Raw genomic sequence first — 16,502 nt, forward strand, 5'->3', positions numbered from 1 at the left:
CGACGATGACGGATCCCTTCTCCGGCGGCTTCGACCCGCGCATGTTCGAGAACGTCCCGCTCTTCCGCGAGCTCGCCAAGGTGATGTCGTGGACGGGCGGGCCGGTCAACTGGGACCTGGCCGCGCAGACGGCGCTGGCGGTGGCCGAGCCCGGCGCCGCCGGTGAGCCCGCGGGGACGCTGCCCGCCGGAGAGGCGGCGGCGGAGCCGGCGACCGGCCGCGCCGACCAGGAGCTCGCGCGAGCGGTCGACGTCGCCGAGCTCTGGCTGGACCAGGTCACCGCCCTGCCCGCCGTGGAGGGCCCGGTCCGCGCGCTCGGGCGGGGCGAGTGGACCCGGCTGGCCTGCACCTCCGGGGGGCTCGGCGTGTACGTGGAGCCGGTCGCGGCGGGCATGAGCAGCGCCCTGGCCAAGGGACTGCCCCAGGAGCTCGAGGCCATGGGCGGTGCCATGAACCAGGCCATGGGATCCATGGGCGCGATGCTGTACGGGATGCAGATCGGCACCGTCGCCGGCCACCTGGCCGGGCAGCTGCTCGGCACGTACGACCTCGGGGTCCCGACGGTGGACCCCCGCACGATCGGCACCGTGGGCGACACCGCCGAGCAGTTCGCGCGCGACTACGACTTCGAGGCGACCGAGTTCACCTACTGGCTCGCACTGCGCGAGACCGCGCACCGGCGCCAGTTCGCCGGGGTGGACTGGCTGCGGGGGCACGTGGGCGACCTCATCGGCCGCTTCGCCGCCGACGCCGACCTCGACCCGACCCGGCTGATGGACCAGCTCGGCCAGCTCGGCATGGGGCCGGGCATGGAGAATCCGCTGGACCCCGCGGCCCTGCAGGAGGCACTGGGGCAGCCGGGCGCATTCGAGGTGGAGCCGACGGCGGCGCAGAAGGCCACGCTGGACCGGTTGCAGGCGCTGGTCGCGTTCACCGAGGGGTGGGTGAGCACCGTGGTCGCTGCGGCCTCGGACGGCAAGCTGCCCGCCCTGCCGCGCATCGAGGAGGCCGTCAGCCGGCGTCGCGCGGCCAAGGGGCCCGGCGAGCGCTTCCTGCAGCAGCTGGTCGGCCTGGACCTGCAGCCCCAGGACGTCCGCATGGGCCGCGCCTTCTGCGAGGCGGTGATCACCGCGCGGGGCCAGGCAGGGCTCGACCGCGCATGGCACCAGCCGGGTCACCTGCCCTCCACCGAGGAGCTCCGCGAGCCCAGCCGGTGGCTGGTGCGCATGGCCGGAGCCGAGCTGGAGTCCGACTGACCGCCTGCCGCGCACCGGTGCGCTCTCCCCCGGAGAAAAACCTTCGTCCACAGGGGCCGCCGCGCGTTTCCCCTGCTCACCGGCGTCCCCAGCCGGGCCAGCGCGACGATGATGCGCCGAGCATCCACAGTGTCCTCCCCAGGCCGCCGCGCGTTTTCGCAGGACTGCTCCCCACGATCCACAAGGTGGGGACAACGCTGTGGACAGCGCGGTTGACGCTGCTTTCCCCACCCCCGTATCGTCGCTTCCGTCAAGCGGTCGTCGTCAGCCACGAACCGTCCTCCAAGGGGAAGGGAGGACGGGAACCGGGCGGGTCGGGGGCCGTTTGGCGTTGCCGCTCCTGGCAACCCTGCGCGCGACGATGCCCTGCCTGCGCGCAGCGCCACGCCCCGCCGCGCGCAGCGCCACGCCCCGAAAAGGAGCGACCGGATGTCCGAGCCCCTGACCACCCTGCTTGACGCCGCCCTCGACCCGCACGCCGACCCGGAGGCGATCGACCGCCTGCCCCTGCCCGAGCGCATGCGTGCGGCGGTCGTCCGCAAGAGCGAGGCCGAGATGTTCCACGGGGTGGCCACCGCGGACAAGGACCCGCGCGCGTCACTGCACGTCGACGAGGTGCCGATCCCGCCGCTCGGGCCCAACGAGGTGCTGATCGCGCCGATGGCGGCAGCGCTGAACTTCAACACGGTGTGGACGTCGATCTTCGAGCCGTTGCCGACGTTCACCTTCCTCGAGCGCTACGCCCGGGAGTCGGCGGCCGGTCGGCGCCACGACCTCGACCACCACATCGTCGGGTCCGACGCCGCCGGCGTGGTCGTACGCACCGGCCCGGGCGTCACCGGGTACCGGCCCGGGGACCGCGTCACCGTGCACTGCAACGTCGTGGACCTCGAAGGACCCGAGGGCCACGACGACTCCATGCTGGACGCCCACCAGCGCATCTGGGGCTTCGAGACCAACTTCGGCGGCATGGCGGAGCTCGCGCTCGTGCGCGCGAACCAGCTCATGCCGATGCCGAGCCACCTCACCTGGGAGGAGGCCGCCAGCCTGTCGCTGACCCTGGCCACCAGCTACCGCATGCTCGTCGGGCGCAACGCCGCCCGCATGAAGCAGGGCGATGTCGTCCTCATCTGGGGCGCGACCGGCGGTCTGGGTGGCTTCGCGACGCAGCTCGTGCGCAACGGCGGCGGCATCCCCGTCTGCGTCGTGTCGAGTCCGGACAAAGTCGAGCTGCTGGCCTCCCTCGGGGTCGACCACGTCATCGACCGGTCTGCCGAGGGCTACGCGTTCTGGGACGGCGACCAGCAGGACCCGCGGGAGTGGCGTCGGTTCGGGCAGAGGATTCGCGAGCTGACCGGGGGGGCCGACCCCGACATCGTCTTCGAGCACCCGGGCCGGTCGACGTTCGGCGCCAGCGTCTTCGTGGCCCGGCGGGGCGGGACGATCGTCACCTGTGCGTCCACGTCGGGGTACCGCCACGAGTACGACAACCGCTACCTCTGGATGAACGTGAAGTCCATCCTGGCGAGCCACTTCGCCAACTACAAGGAGGCGTGGGAGGCCAACCGCCTGGTGGAGCTCGGCATGATCCACCCCATCCTGAGCCGGACCTACCCGCTGGAGCAGGCGGCCGAGGCCGCCCACGCGATGCACACCAACGCCCACACGGGCAAGCTCGGCGTGCTCGTCAACGCCGCCGCCGAGGGCCTCGGCGTCGTCGACACGGAGAAGCGCCGCCGCCTCGCGGCCGACCTGGATCGGTGGAAGCTGCTGACCTGACCCGACCGGTCCGGGGCGCGGGTGCAGACCGGTGCGTTGCGGATCAGGGCCACATGGTGGTCCCGTTCCTGCACGTACCCGGTCCGGGCCCTGCACGGGCCCTGCACGGACCCTGCACGGACCCTGCACGGACCCTGCACGGACCCTGCACGAACCCTGCACGGGCCCTGCACGGGCCCTGGCACGGGGCCCCCGACCGCTCAGCCGGTGCCCTCGAGGCAGTCGACGTGCTCCGCGGTGACCGGATCCAGGACGACGCCGTCGCCGTCGTCGCCGGTGGTCACCGTGGCCGTCCAGCCCAGGGCCACCCCCCAGTCGCCCGCGTCGGGATCCCACGCGAGAGGGGCGCCGCTGGCGTACAGCACGCCGTCCGCCGCCCCCTCGACGTCGCAGGCGCCGAAGGCCTGATCGGATCCCTCCACCAGCGCCGCGGGTTCCTGCAGGCCCTCGGGCCACGGGGGCAGCTGCCCCAGCGCCCCGGCCGGTATGGGCTCGAGGTCGAAGGCCCCGAGTGTGGGGCGCTCCTCGGTCTGGCCCTCCTCGGTGAGCGTCACCGTGAGCAGCCGGTCGGCGTCGGGGGCCACGTAGGTCACGCGCACCTCGGTGAGCCGGTCGCCGTCGACCTCGACGGCGCCGACGGCGACGCCGGCGCCCCCCCGCCCCCCCCCCCCCGCGCCGGCCGTCCGCGCGCGCGTCGCCGCCAGCGTGGCGGGCAGCCCCGTGGCGGGCGCCCCGCGCCGGTCGACCTGCCCCGCGGCGGGGCCCTCGTCGACCGGCTCGTCGAGATCGTCGACCGGCTGGCACGCCGCCAGCACAGCGATGATGCCCAGGGCGCACGCGACGGCGCGCAGGGTGCAGGGGATCATGACCCCAGAGTGTAGGGCGCGCCCCGCCGCGCCCCTGCCATCAGCCCTGACCCGCGTGCGCGGGCAGCAGCAGGCAGACCCGGGCGCCGGGACCGGCTTGCTCGACGCGCAGGCGACCCCCCTCCGCCTCCACGAGCGACCGGGCGAGCAGCAGGCCCCGCCCGGCGCGACCGTCCGCGCCGTCGAACGGGTCGTCGGCGAAACCGGGACCCTCGTCGGTGACGCACAGTCGCGCGCCGGGACGGTCGCGGCCCTGGGCCGCCGTGACGGCCTCGACCACGACCGTGATCGTGCCCTGCCCGTGCGCCAAGGCGTTGTCGAGCAGGACCTGCAGACACTGGCCGATCGCCGCAGCGCGCGCCCGCACGGGGGGTGCGGCCCCGCCGCGCACCACGACCGCGCGGCCCTGCGCGCGCGCGAGGGCCTGCCAGGCGTCCAGGCGCTCGGACACCAGCTCGTCGAGGTCCAGGCGCTGCGTGCCGGCGGGCGCTGCCGCCAGGGCCAGGAGCTCCTCGATGGTCGCCTCCAGGCGGTCCGCCTCGGCCATGGCCGCCGCGACCAGCTGCCACGCGCCGTCCTTGCTGACGGTGGCCTCCAGGGCCTCCAGGTCCAGTCGCAGGGCGGTCAAGGGGGTGCGCAGCTGGTGGGAGGCATCGGCGCTGAACGACTGGCTGCGCTCGATCATGGCCGCCAGGCGGTCCGCGGTCCGGTCAAGCGCCCCCGCCACCTCGTCGGCCTCGGGAAGGCCGCTGCGCGGCGCCCGGGCGGAGAAGTCGCCCTCGCCCAGCCGCCGGGCGGACACCGCCAGGTCCTCCAGGGGGGCGGCCAGCCGCCGGCCCTGCCACCAGGCGAGGAGCGCCGCCGCCACCAGGGCGCTCACCGCCAGGCCGGTGATCTGCAGCCACGCGCGTCGCACCCGGCGGCGCAGCCCCGCGTCGTCGGACGTGGCCCGCACGATCAGCGCCTCACCGGCGTGCTCGAGCGGGACCGCGACCGTGAACAGGTCCTCCCCCCGGGCCCGGCCGACGCGCCCCTGCAGGGCCAGCGCCACGTCGGGGCCGGTGGCGGTCGCGCCCGGGGGCGCGCCGCCGCTGTCGACGAGCACCTGACCCCCGGCCGACAGCAGCATGAGCCGCGAGTCGGTGCGCTCGGCCAGCACCTGCAGGACCAGCTGCAGCTCCCGGGCCGTCGCCTGGTCGAGCACGACCTGGGCGCCCTGGGCGAGCTGCTCCAGCTCGTCGAAGGTCTGCTGGACGAGCATGCCGCGCGCGGCCACCCCCAGCGGCACGCCGAGCAGCAGCACCGCCGCGGCCACGGCGGCGAGCGTGGAGGCCAGCAGCCGCCGCCTCACGCGGGCGGCTGGGTCTCGAAGCGGAAGCCCGTGCCGCGCACCGTGGACAGGTACCGGGGCCGGCCGGCGGGGTCACCGAGCTTGCGCCGCAGCCACGACACGTGCATGTCGAGGGTCTTCGTCGACCCGTACCAGTCGGTCTGCCACACCTGCGCCATGATGCGCTCGCGCGTCACGGCCGTCCCGGCCTGGGCGACCAGCAGTGCGAGCAGGTCGAACTCCTTCGGTGTCAGCGCCAGCTCCTCGTCGCCGCACCAAGCCCGACGCGCCGCGGGGTCCACCCGCACGTCCTGGGCGGCCAGCAGCGCCTCGTCGGCGCGCTCGGGGCCGTCCGCCCGACGCAGCAGCGCCCGCAGCCGCGCGAGGAGCTCGGCCAGGCGGAACGGCTTGGTCACGTAGTCGTCCGCGCCGGCGTCCAGGCCCACCACCACGTCGGCCTCGGTGCCGCGCGCGGTCAGCATCAGGACGGGCACGCCGGGGGCCACCGCCCGCAGCCGCCGGCACACCTCGACGCCGTCGAGGTCGGGCAGGCCCAGGTCGAGCACCACCGCCGCCGCCCCCTCGGCCGCCGCGGCCAAGCCGGCCTGTCCCGTCGCGGCGCGCACCACCGGATAGCCCGCCCCACGCAGGGCCGCCGCAAGCGGGGTGGCGATGCCGTCGTCGTCCTCGACCAGCAGGATGGGTAAGGTGCCACCGTCGATCTTTGCCACGTCTTTACCGGATGTCGCCACGCGCTTTGCCTTCGTCCGCCTACCGTCGTGGTCATGCACACCACCCAAGTCTCGCCGCCTTCGGAGCGTCCCGTGGACCACACGATCCATCCCACCGACGAGTCGTCCACCAACGGCTCGCGGCTGAAGCTGCCACCGCCGCCGGCGTCCCCCCCGACGCCGGCCGGCGGGACGGCGGCGCGGTCACCCGGCGTGTGGCGGACGGCGGTGGTGGCCGCACTGGTCGCCGGCCTGGTGTCCGTGGCGGTGACGCTGTCCCTGGTGGATCAGCGCACCCCCGAGCTGGCGTCGCCCTCGCCCACCGACAGCACCGCGCAGGATCGTGCGGCCGACCAGTCCGTGTCGGAGCGGCAGCAGTCCGTGGCGCAAGGACAGGGCTCCGTAGCGGAGGTGGCGGACGCGGTGCTGCCGTCGGTCGCCCGCGTGGACGTGGCCGGCGCCCGCGGTCCCGGCTCGGGCTCGGCGGTGATCTTCCGCGAGGACGGCTACCTGCTCACCAACAACCACGTCGTGGCCGACGCCCGACAGGTGCGGGTCACCCTGCCCGACGGCACCCCCCGTGACGCCGAGGTCGTCGGCACCGACCCCGCCAGCGACCTGGCCGTGCTCCTCGTCGAGGACGCCACCGACCTGCCCGTGCCCGACTTCGCCGACTCGCCCCCACGCGTCGGGGACACGACCATCGCCATCGGCTCCCCGTTCGGGCTGGAGGGCACCGTCACCACCGGCGTGGTCAGCGCCCTCAACCGCAACGTGCCGACCCCCGGGGCGCCGCTGGTGGACCTGATCCAGACCGACGCGGCGATCAACCCGGGCAACTCGGGGGGCCCGCTGGTCAACGACCGGGGGCAGGTGATCGGCATCAACACCGCGATCATCTCCGGGTCGGGGGGCAACGTGGGGCTGGGCTTCGCCATCCCGTCCACCACGGTGCTGCCCATCGCCGAGCAGCTCGTCGACCAGGGCTTCGTCGAGCACGCCCAGCTCGGTATCCAGGGCCAGGACGTCGATCCGACCGTCGCCGAGCTCTACGGACTGCAGGTGACCGCCGGTGCGCTGGTGGTGGACGTGGCGTCGGGCAGCGCAGCCGCGGACGCCGGCCTGACCGCCGGGGACATCATCACGGCACTCGACGGTGAGGAGGTGACCTCCATGGCCGACCTCGTGGGCCTCATCCGGGGTCACTCACCGGGCGACGAGGTCACGATCACGGTCGTGCGCGGCTCTGACGAGCGCACCGTCGACGTCACGCTGGGCTCGGCGCCGTCCGAGACGCGGTAGGCACGCCCGCCCGGTCCAGCGCGTCGCACAGCAGGCGGCGCAGCCCCGCGTCGTCCACCCGGCTCTCCTGCAGCGCGGCGTCGTCCCACGCGACGATCAGGCGGTTCAGGTCGCGGCTGCCGAGCTCGGGGATCAGCTCCAGGACCCGCAGGTCCAGGGTCTGGTGCCCGGTCCCGGCACGGTCCGGCCCGAAGGTCGCGACCACGTTGGCGACCAGGCAGCCCCCGGCGTCGCTGGTCCAGGCCCCCGCCATCAGCGGCAGGTCCTGGCGGTTCGCCACCGTCGCCAGCGCGTCCTGTGCCGCCGGGGGCAGCTGCGCCACGGCCCGGCCGAGCCGGGCGCGCGCATCGAGGCGGCTGTGCGCCCGCACACTCCTGCGCATCTCCGAGCTCCTCGTCCCGACGGGGACCCTCGCGGTCGCCGGTTCGTCCCCCAGCGTACGCGTCGCGGCGCCTCCCGGGAGGCGCCGCGCCGGATCCGGCCGCTGGGTGCGCTAGCGTTGCCTCCCACATGGGCATGCGCGTGAACCAACGCAAGAACGTCGTCTACCGCGGGGGCCGACGCCGGCGGCTGCCTGACGTGCCCGGCGTCGCCCACGAGCGGCCCTGGTGGGACCAGGGCGCGGTGGTCGCCGGGGTCGACGAGGTGGGTCGCGGCGCCTGGGCCGGTCCGGTCACCTACGCCGCGGTGGTGCTGCCCAGCGATCGCCGCATGTACAAGCTGCGGGACTCGAAGATGATCGACCCGCAGCGCCGCGAGGAGCTCGCCGACCGGTTGGCGGGGTTCGCCGTCGGGATCTCCGTGGGCCACGCGACCAACGACGAGCTCGACCGTCTGGGCATGAGCGAGGGCATCCGCCTGGCCGCCCGCCGCGCCGTCGACGGCCTGGACGTCCGCCCCGACGTCTGCCTGCTGGACGGCAACTGGGACTTCCTGGCGGGCTACGGCACCCGCAACGAGCGCATCGTGCACGGTGACGCCTGGTCGGCGTCGATCGCCGCGGCGTCGATCGTCGCGAAGGTCACCCGCGACCGGCTCATGATGGCCGCCTGCCCCGACCACCCCGCCTACCGCTTCTCCAGCAACAAAGGCTACCCCTCCCCCGTGCATCAGGCGGCCCTGGCCGAGCACGGACCCTGCGTCCTGCACCGGCGCTCCTGGGCACCGGTCGCCGCGCTGGCACAGCAACGTCTGGCCTTCTGACCGCCGGGTAGAGTGCCCGCCATGACTGCAGCGACCATCCTCGGCACGCTCCTCGCCGGCTTGCTCATCGGCGCCCTGGCACGGCTGGTCACCCCCGGCACCGCCGGGATGGGCTGCCTGCCGACGGTCGCGATCGGCGTGGGCGGGGCCTTCCTCGGCCAGCTGCTCGCGGGCGCGCTCGGCGTCGGGGTCGGCGACCAGGGCTGGCTCGGGCTGCTCTTCAGCGTCCTCGGGGCGATCCTGCTGCTGCTGCTCCTGCAGGCGATCGCGGGCCGGCGCTAGCTAGGCCCGGCCTCCCGGTGCGCCCCGCTACGCTGGTCGGATGAGACTGTTCGACACGCGGCAGCGCGCCGTGCGCGACCTGGCCGCGGGCGCCGCCGTGCGGATGTACGTGTGCGGCATCACGCCGTACGACTCGACCCACCTCGGGCACGCCTTCACCTACATCGTCTTCGACGCCCTCATCCGCGTGCTGGAGCACCGGGGCCACACCGTGCGCTATGTGCGCAACGTCACCGACGTCGACGACGACATCCTGCGCAAGGCCCGGGAGCTCGGGGTCGACTATCTCGACCTGGCCCGGCGCGAGGTCGCCCGGTTCGATCGGGACCTCGCCGCGCTCGGCCTGCGGCAGCCGGATGTCGAGCCGCGTGCCACCGAGACCGTGCCGGCGATCGCCCGGGCGGTGCGCGGCCTGGTCGACGCCGGCGTGGCCTACCCCACCGGCGACGGCCGGGTCTACGTCGACACGCAGGCCACCGAGCAGTTCGGCCGGCTCGCCCGCCTGGACGCCGACGAGGCGCTGCGCCAGTTCGCGGAGAAGGGCGGCGACCCGGAGGCGCCGGGCAAGCGCGCCCCTCTGGACTTCCTGCTCTGGCAGCCGAGCGGGCCGGACGAACCGAGCTGGGACAGCGACTTCGGGCCCGGTCGGCCCGGCTGGCACATCGAGTGCTCCGTGATGGCCCAGGAGCACCTCGGTGCCACCATCGACATCCACGGGGGCGGCAACGACCTCGTCTTCCCCCACCACGAGGCCGAGATCGTCCAGGCCGAGCACCTGACGGGCGACGCCCCGTTCGCCCGCTTCTGGATGCACACCGGCATGGTCGCCTGGGACGGCGCGAAGATGTCCAAGTCCCTCGGCAACCTCGTCTTCGTGCGCGACCTGCTCGAGCGCTTCGAGCCGGGCGCCCTGCGCCGCTACCTGCTCGAGCACCACTACCGCGCCGACTGGGCGTTCGCCGACGACGAGCTGGCGGAGTCGGCCGGCGCCTTCAAGGTGTGGCGCGACGTGGCCGGAGGTGACGGGGCGCGACCGGACCTGGTGGCGCCGTTCCACGCCGCGCTGGACGACGACCTCGACATCCCCGGAGCCGTCGCGGTCCTGGACGAGGCCGCCGCCGCCGGTGCGGGCGCCACGGTGCGCGAGCTGGCGCCGATCCTCGGCTTCGTGCTCGGCTGAGAAAAAGTTTCGTGAATCGTGTGTAGGCCTGGCGGGGCGGGGGCAGAGTAGGTCTCAACAGACGCGCGCCAGTTGGGTCAGCCCGCAGCCCATCGCCGAGCGCTCGAGGCCCCCGCCCGACCACGGGGGCCTCGAACTTTTTCGGCTCTTGTGACCAAGGTTGGCGACGAGGGCGCAGGAGTGGGGCAGGCGTGCGCGCCGGCGCTGCGACACGACCCGTGCACCACTTTGGCGGTGGTCGCGTGGCCAGGCCAGATCCCCGGCCGCGTCGCCGGGCCAGCGCACCACTTTGGCGGTGGTCGCGTGGCCAGGCCAGATCCCCGGCGGCGAAGGTCGCGGTCTCCGCGACCGCGCGACAAAGGCGCGGCGAGACGCCGGGTTGAACCCACGGATCGTTGAGTTGAGAAGGCCCACTCTTTCCCGCGGGCCTACCAGCGCACGAGCGGGCGGTACTTGATGCGGTGCGGCTGGTCGGCTTCGGCGCCGAGGCGCGCGCGGCGGTCCGCCTCGTAGTCGGTGTAGCCGCCCTCGAACACGTGCACCGTGCTGTCGCCCTCGAAGGCCAGCATGTGGGTGGCCACGCGGTCGAGGAACCACCGGTCGTGGCTGATCACCACCGCGCAGCCGGCGAACTCCAGCAGGGCCTCCTCAAGCGCCCGGAGCGTGTCCACGTCGAGGTCGTTGGTCGGCTCGTCGAGCAGCAGCAGGTTGCCGCCGCGGCGCAGCAGCTTCGCCAGGTGCACGCGGTTGCGCTCGCCGCCGGAGGCGTGGCCGACCTTCTTCTGCTGGTCGGGTCCCTTGAAGTTGAACGAGGCGACGTAGGCGCGGCTGTTGACCTCGCGCTTGCCGAGCTGGAGGGTCTCCAGCCCGTCGGTGATCTCCTCGAAGATCGTCTTGTCGGCGTCGAGGGTGTCGCGGGACTGGTCGACGTAGGCCAGCTCCACGGTCTCGCCCACGCGCAGCGTCCCGGCGTCGGGCTTCTCCTCGCCGACGATCATCCGAAACAGGGTCGTCTTGCCCGCGCCGTTGGGGCCGATCACCCCGACGATGCCGCCCGGCGGCAGCCGGAAGCTCAAGTCCTCGATGAGCAGGGTGTCGCCGAAGCCCTTGCTGACCCCGTCGGCCTCGACGACGACGTCGCCGAGGCGCTGCCCGGTGGGGATCGTGATCTCGGCGGTGCCCTCGCGCTGGGCGGGCCCCTGGGCCAGCAGCGCCTCGTAGGCCTGGATGCGCGCCTTGGACTTCGCCTGGCGGGCCTTGGGCGAGGCGCGCACCCACTCCAGCTCGTGGGCCAGGGTCCGCTGGCGGGCGGACTCCTGCTTGTCCTCGTGGGCCAGGCGCGCGTGCTTCTGCTCCAACCACCCGGTGTAGTTGCCCTCGAAGGGCATGCCCTTGCCGCGGTCGAGCTCCAGGATCCAGCCCGCGACGTTGTCCAGGAAGTAGCGGTCGTGCGTCACAGCCACCACCGTGCCCGGATACTCCTCGAGGTGGCGCTCCAGCCAGGCGACGCTCTCCGCGTCGAGGTGGTTGGTCGGCTCGTCGAGCAGGAGCATGTCGGGACGCGACAGCAGGAGGCGGCAGAGCGCGACGCGGCGGACCTCGCCCCCCGACAGGGTGGCGACGTCGGCATCCCCAGGCGGGACCCGCAGCGCATCCATCGCCACCTCCAGGGTCCGGTCGAGGTCCCAGGCGTTGGCCGCCTCGATGGAGTCCTGGACGGCGGCGAACTCCTCGTAGACCTTGGTCATGGCGTCGTCGTCGAGCGGCTCGGCCATCTGGGCGGACAGCTCGTTGAAGCGCTCCAGCAGGGCGGCGGCCTCCCCCACACCCTCCATGACGTTGCCGCGCACGTCCTTGTCGGGGTCGAGCACCGGCTCCTGCGGCAGGTAGCCGACGCTGACCCCCTCAGCGGACCACGCCTCCCCCTCGAACTCGGTGTCGACGCCGGCCATGACCCGCAGCAGGCTCGACTTGCCCGATCCGTTCGGGCCGATGACACCGATCTTGGCTCCGGGCAGGAACGACAGCCAGATGCCGGACAAGATCTCCTTGTTGGGGGGGACGACCTTGGCCAGGCCTTTCATCACGTACACGTACTCGAGTGCCACGACGGGCTTCTTCCTCACGGGGGCACGACAGGACCAGCGGACAACTGTAGCGGTGCGCCGGCCCGGTATGCTGACCGGACCTGCCATCCGCTAGGCTGCCGTCGGCCTTCCCCACGCCACGGCTCGAAGCTCGGAAGGAACCACCGTTCCCACTGCCGAGGACGTGAATGCGCGCGCGCCCGTGCGCACGATGCAGATGCTGCTCGCCGCCACCGCCTTCCTGCTCGCCGGGGGCGGCTTGGCCCTGGCCGGCGGCGGCCCCGGGTCGGGGACCGACGCCGGCCGCCCCGTCCAGGCGACGGTGACCGACGTCGCCGTGGCCCCCCGCGACAGTGGGGGCGCGCGGCCGAGCCGCGATCGCCCGTTGGACACCGCCGACCCGGCCGCGCGCCCACCCGCCCCCCCGGGGGCGCCCCCGCCCCTCGAGGACTTCGGCGCCGTGACCGTGCACCGTCCAGCCGTGCGGCTGGACGCCGTGGCCGCGGACAACCCCCTGGGTGCCGTCCTGGAGCACCCGGACGTGCGGTTCGCCACCGTGGTGCACACCACCACCATGGCAGTCGCCGGTGCCGACGGGCAGCTGCACGAGGTGACCGTCGCCGCGGTCGACCCGCGGGGGTTCCGGGTGCTCACGCCCCAGGTCACCGCCGACGCGCACGATCTCTGGCAGCACCTGGTCGACGGCAACGCGGTCGTCAGCACCGAGGCGGCCGAGCGGGTGGGCGCCGGCCTCGGCGGGGTGCTCGACCTCGTGGATCGGCCCGAGGTGCGGGTCGGGGCCATCGCCGTGCTCGGCGTCCCCTCCCCGGCTGACGTGATCGTGAGCCGTGACGCCGGGTTCCATCGGGGCATCGGGGAGTCCCCCTCCCTGCTGGTGTCCATCAGCGACGCAGCACGCGCGTCGCGGGTCGCCGCCGAGCTCGCCGAGCGGGTGGCGGCGCACGCCACGCCCCTGGTGGAGGATCGCGTCGTCGAGCTGGGCCGGACCCACGTCCCGGCGGACCAGTGGGACGGGGTGTGGGACCGCCTCGCCCAGTGCGAGTCGAGCGGGCGCTGGCACCTCGACTCGGGCAACGGCTACTACGGCGGCCTGCAGTTCCTGCCGTCGAGCTGGCACTGGGTGGGGGGCACCGGCCTGCCCCACGAGGCCAGCCGCGAGGAGCAGATCGCCCGGGCCAAGATCCTGCTGGCCCACCAGGGCTGGGAGGCCTGGCCGGCCTGCTCGGCCGCCCTCGGCTACCGCTGACGAAGCCGGATGCCGCCGGGCGTCGGCGCGGGTGCTACTCGGCGCGCAGCGCCCGCAGGGGGTGCCAGGACTGCTGCGGGGTGGTGTGCAGGTCGTAGAGCCCACCGCCGAGGACCTTGCCGTCCCGCAGGGCGTCGACGAAGGCCGGCACGTGGGGGAGGCGGTCGGCGATGCCGCCGGCCATGTGGATCGGCAGGTTGGGATCGCCGGTGCGCACCCGCGTCTCGAGGATGTTGTCGAGGTTCCAACGGTAGGTCGTCCCGGGATCCGTGCCCCGAAAGGAGCTGTAGCTCATCGGGATGTACACGTCGTAGAAGGGCCGCAGCTGCGCCCACGGGAACCCGGGCCACCAGCTCGGCCGCAGGTCGAGCTGGAGCGGCGGCAAGACGATGGCCGCCAGCGGGAAGTCGGGACCTGCCCACTCCCGCAGCTCGGCGGACAGCTGCACGACCCGGCGGCTGCGTTCGGCCACGTCGGCCAGACGCTCCGCCTCGATGTCCAGGCCGAAGGCGTCGGGCCGGTCCCCTCGGGGTGTGGTGAAGGAGATCGCGGCCTGTGCCCGGCGCAGGTCCGTCGCGGGGTCCAGGTGGTCGGGCAGGTACCACGTCATCACCCGCATACCCAGGTCGTGAGCGGCCTCGATGAGGCGACCCAGCCGGGCCGGGTCGTGGATGTCCGCCGGCGAGCTGAAGCGGCCCGTCTGCACGAAGATCGCCTGCGCGCCCCCTGCGGCCGCCCGGGCCGCCTGCTCCTCGGGGCTGATCTCGACGTCGTACAGGTCGACCCAGGTCGACAGTCCGGCGAAGGTCGCGAGCCGCGGTTCGGCAGGGACCAGCGGGATGCGTGCCGCCTCTCCGGGCGCGGGTGCGGGTGGTGGTGGGGCCGGCTGCGCGGGCGGCTCGGGGGCTGGCGCGGGCAGGAGATCGGGGACCGGGACGGGAACGGGAACGGGCGGCAGCACCGGCAGGTCCACAGCCCCGATGGCCGACTCGACCACGGTCCCGGCCGCAGGAGCACCCGGCACCACGGGCGCCACGTCGAGGCTGCTCAGCCGCACCCCGGGGGTCACGGTGGGCGCGGCGTCGCGCGCCACCACGCTCAGACCCGACGCCAGCAGGGCCAGGGTCAGCACCAGCATCCACACCTGGCGGGTGACCTCAGCGGGACGGGGCGAGCCGGCGGGCGAGGGCGTCACGGCAGCATCATGTCGACAGGACCTTCCGCACACGGGTCAGAGGCCGGTCCCGGAACCCGGTCGCCGGGTCCGGCCTGGCCAGCAGTCAACGAGCGTAGCGGTCAGCGGGTGACGCGACAGCGATGGATTGCGTCGTTTGCGTCGACTGCGGCCCAACCCTCACGGGAAGATCGTCAGCGCGCCGATGGCCAGACCCAGGCCGGCGGCGGCCCAGGCGGTCTGCCGCAGCTCCGCCAGCATGCCGATGACGAGGCCGAGCAACGCGAAGAGCCCCATCAGGTGCACGCTCCGGACGAGGGCCTGGGCCTCGAAATCCAGTCCCCCGAAGGCGGCCAGGCCGACCAGCACGGCGGGGGTCACGAGCGTCGGCCTGGCGACCGTGCCCGCGCCACGGGCACGGCCGAGCATCACCACGACGGCGGACGCGATCCCGACCGGCCAGAGCAGCAGCGCGGCGGCGATCACCATGCCGCCACCGAGCTGGCCCCGCGCCGCCATCGACACCAGCAGGAGCACCGCCGCGATCCCCGCGGCGATGCCGAGGATGCCGGCGATCTGGCGAGCGCCGGTGTACAGGGCCTGGGGCGTGCCGCGGAACGCGTCACGGGCCTTCACGCTGCCGTACGCCGCCAGGAGCGCGTACCCCAGCCACTGGGCCGTGCGCACCAGCACGGCCTCGATGCCGGCAAGGTGGTCCGCGCCGGCGAGCGGGATCGCCGCCAGCGGCGGCACCTGCGCCAGGAGGGCCAGCGCCACCCCGGCCAGGGCGATCGGCAGCGCGAGCGCGACGCCGAGGCCGAACGCCCTGCCGGAGAAGCCCGCCAGGCCGTACATGCTCCAGGGCTCCTTGCGATAGCGGATCAGCAGGAAGGGCACCAGGATCGTGGTCACCAGCGGCAGGAGGATGCCCAGCGGCACCCGGATCCCCGGCACCCGTTCCACTTGGGTGATGCGCAGGACGGCCTGGACGATGATCCCACCGAACACGAACACCGCCCCGGACAGGAAGAGGTCGGAGCGGGCGTCTTCGGTGCTCGTGTACATGAGCCGCATCCTACGATTCCCGGCGGCCGGTATCCTCGCCGCCATGACGGCCAGGCTGCGGGTCTCCATTCTCGTGATCGGCGACGAGATCCTCGGTGGGTTCGTCGCGGACACGAACTCCGGCTGGCTGGCGCAGCGCCTGCAGACCGTCGGCGTGCCCCTCGACCGCGTGGTGACGATCCCCGACGACGTGTCCGCGATCGACGAGGCACTGCAGACCGAGCTCGCCCGCACCCGCCCGCGGGTGCTGCTCACCTCCGGGGGCATCGGCTCGACGCCCGACGACGTCACGGTCGAGGCCGTGGCCACCAGCCTGGGTCGCGGGCTGGAGGTCCACCCGGACCTCGACGCGCGGATCACCGCAAGCCTAGCGCGCACCGAGGCCGCGGGAGTCCCCGTGTCGGACGAGCACGCGCAGTCGCTGCGCACGATGGCGCGGGTCCCCGGCGGTGCCTACCTGCTGCGCACGGCCGCTGACCAGGCGACCGCCCTCAGCCCAGGTGTGGCCGTCGACGTGGACGGGGGCAGCGGCGCCGACGGCGGGGCCACGATCGTGATCCTGCCCGGCATCCCCTCGCTGCTGCAGCGCATCACCATCGACAGCGTCGAGCCGGCGCTGCTGGCCGGTCGCGGCCGGCCCGACCACGTGGTGGAGCGCACCCACGGCTACCCCGAGTCCACCCTCACGCCGATGCTGCAGCGCCTGACGGCCACGTTCCCCGACGTGCACGTCGGCTCCTATCCGGGACGCGAGTGCCTCGTCCGGCTCCAGGGGCCGCGGGCCCGCGTCGAGGCCGCCGATGCCGTCCTGGCAGCCTACCTGGAACAGCTCGCCGCCGACCCCGCCAGCGACGGGCTCCGCGACCTGTGGCAGAGCCGCTGGCGCGACTGAGGTCGGCAGCGCGCATCGGGCCCACGGGCCGCGCGCTAGTCTGGCCGCCATGCCAGCACCTCCATGGCGGTCGCAGCGCGCCCCCCCC

The 16,502-nt window shown here is 74.0% G+C and carries 15 protein-coding genes; 8 read left to right on the forward strand and 7 right to left on the reverse strand.

The features are described from left to right. The first annotated feature begins 5 nt into the window (after window positions 1-5). Both WD250_15320 and ccrA read left to right on the forward strand, forming a co-directional pair. Window positions 6-1,256 carry a zinc-dependent metalloprotease gene (locus WD250_15320; protein ID MEX2621585.1) on the forward strand — a complete coding sequence of 417 codons (1,251 nt, stop codon included), beginning with the start codon at window positions 6-8 and terminating at the stop codon, window positions 1,254-1,256. Window positions 1,257-1,685: 429 nt separating this feature from the next. After that, window positions 1,686-3,035, forward strand: coding sequence for a crotonyl-CoA carboxylase/reductase (ccrA, locus tag WD250_15325; protein MEX2621586.1), 1,350 nt, complete (start codon window positions 1,686-1,688; stop codon window positions 3,033-3,035). 200 nt (window positions 3,036-3,235) lie between these two features. Here ccrA and WD250_15330 read toward each other — a convergent pair whose 3' ends face one another. From WD250_15330 to WD250_15340, 3 genes are read right to left on the reverse strand one after another with little or no spacing between them, the layout of a single operon-like run. Next, the gene (locus tag WD250_15330) at window positions 3,236-3,901 is read right to left on the reverse strand and encodes a hypothetical protein (protein ID MEX2621587.1); all 666 of its coding nucleotides are present in this window, start codon (window positions 3,899-3,901) and stop codon (window positions 3,236-3,238) included. Between the two features lie 40 nt (window positions 3,902-3,941). After that, the gene (locus WD250_15335) at window positions 3,942-5,252 is read right to left on the reverse strand and encodes a HAMP domain-containing sensor histidine kinase (protein ID MEX2621588.1); all 1,311 of its coding nucleotides are present in this window, start codon (window positions 5,250-5,252) and stop codon (window positions 3,942-3,944) included. Then, on the reverse strand, window positions 5,249-5,962 hold the full coding sequence (locus WD250_15340) for a response regulator transcription factor (protein ID MEX2621589.1): 714 nt from the start codon (window positions 5,960-5,962) through the stop codon (window positions 5,249-5,251). The genes WD250_15335 and WD250_15340 overlap by 4 nt, the downstream gene beginning before the upstream one ends. Before the next feature lie 93 nt (window positions 5,963-6,055). Here WD250_15340 and WD250_15345 point away from each other — a divergent pair, with 93 nt between their 5' ends. Next, window positions 6,056-7,264 (forward strand): trypsin-like peptidase domain-containing protein, encoded by a 1,209-nt coding sequence (locus WD250_15345; GenBank protein MEX2621590.1) that lies wholly within the window; start codon window positions 6,056-6,058, stop codon window positions 7,262-7,264. Here WD250_15345 and WD250_15350 read toward each other — a convergent pair. Next, entirely contained in the window at window positions 7,230-7,646 is a 417-nt protein-coding gene (locus WD250_15350) for a hypothetical protein (protein MEX2621591.1), read from the reverse strand. The two genes, WD250_15345 and WD250_15350, sit on opposite strands and share 35 nt — an antisense overlap. A 140-nt stretch (window positions 7,647-7,786) precedes the next feature. On the opposite strand from WD250_15350, the gene WD250_15355 reads away from it, so the two are divergent. From WD250_15355 to cysS, 3 genes are read left to right on the forward strand one after another with little or no spacing between them, the layout of a single operon-like run. Then, complete coding sequence (locus WD250_15355; protein ID MEX2621592.1) at window positions 7,787-8,467, forward strand: ribonuclease HII; 681 nt, start codon at window positions 7,787-7,789, stop codon at window positions 8,465-8,467. Window positions 8,468-8,488: 21 nt separating this feature from the next. After that, window positions 8,489-8,749: a GlsB/YeaQ/YmgE family stress response membrane protein gene (locus tag WD250_15360; protein MEX2621593.1), complete on the forward strand. Its 261-nt coding sequence runs from the start codon at window positions 8,489-8,491 to the stop codon at window positions 8,747-8,749. Window positions 8,750-8,789: 40 nt separating this feature from the next. Next, window positions 8,790-9,929, forward strand: coding sequence for a cysteine--tRNA ligase (gene cysS / locus WD250_15365; protein MEX2621594.1), 1,140 nt, complete (start codon window positions 8,790-8,792; stop codon window positions 9,927-9,929). Between the two features lie 428 nt (window positions 9,930-10,357). Here the strand turns inward: cysS and ettA are convergent, their stop codons facing one another. Beyond that, the gene (ettA, locus tag WD250_15370) at window positions 10,358-12,037 is read right to left on the reverse strand and encodes an energy-dependent translational throttle protein EttA (protein MEX2621595.1); all 1,680 of its coding nucleotides are present in this window, start codon (window positions 12,035-12,037) and stop codon (window positions 10,358-10,360) included. Between the two features lie 190 nt (window positions 12,038-12,227). Between ettA and WD250_15375 the strand changes: the two genes are divergently transcribed. After that, a complete protein-coding gene (locus WD250_15375; protein ID MEX2621596.1) occupies window positions 12,228-13,283 on the forward strand; it encodes a transglycosylase family protein in 1,056 nt (351 codons plus the stop codon). 34 nt (window positions 13,284-13,317) lie between these two features. On the opposite strand, the gene WD250_15380 is transcribed toward WD250_15375, so the two are convergent. Both WD250_15380 and WD250_15385 read right to left on the reverse strand, forming a co-directional pair. Continuing rightward, window positions 13,318-14,478, reverse strand: coding sequence for a hypothetical protein (locus tag WD250_15380; protein ID MEX2621597.1), 1,161 nt, complete (start codon window positions 14,476-14,478; stop codon window positions 13,318-13,320). A 159-nt stretch (window positions 14,479-14,637) separates the two neighbouring features. Then, complete coding sequence (locus WD250_15385; protein MEX2621598.1) at window positions 14,638-15,522, reverse strand: hypothetical protein; 885 nt, start codon at window positions 15,520-15,522, stop codon at window positions 14,638-14,640. Between the two features lie 43 nt (window positions 15,523-15,565). Between WD250_15385 and WD250_15390 the strand changes: the two genes are divergently transcribed. Next, the gene (locus WD250_15390; protein ID MEX2621599.1) at window positions 15,566-16,414 is read left to right on the forward strand and encodes a molybdopterin-binding protein; all 849 of its coding nucleotides are present in this window, start codon (window positions 15,566-15,568) and stop codon (window positions 16,412-16,414) included. Window positions 16,415-16,502: the final 88 nt, after the last annotated feature.

This window comes from Egibacteraceae bacterium (assembly GCA_040905805.1).
Taxonomy (GTDB): domain Bacteria; phylum Actinomycetota; class Nitriliruptoria; order Euzebyales; family Egibacteraceae; genus DATLGH01.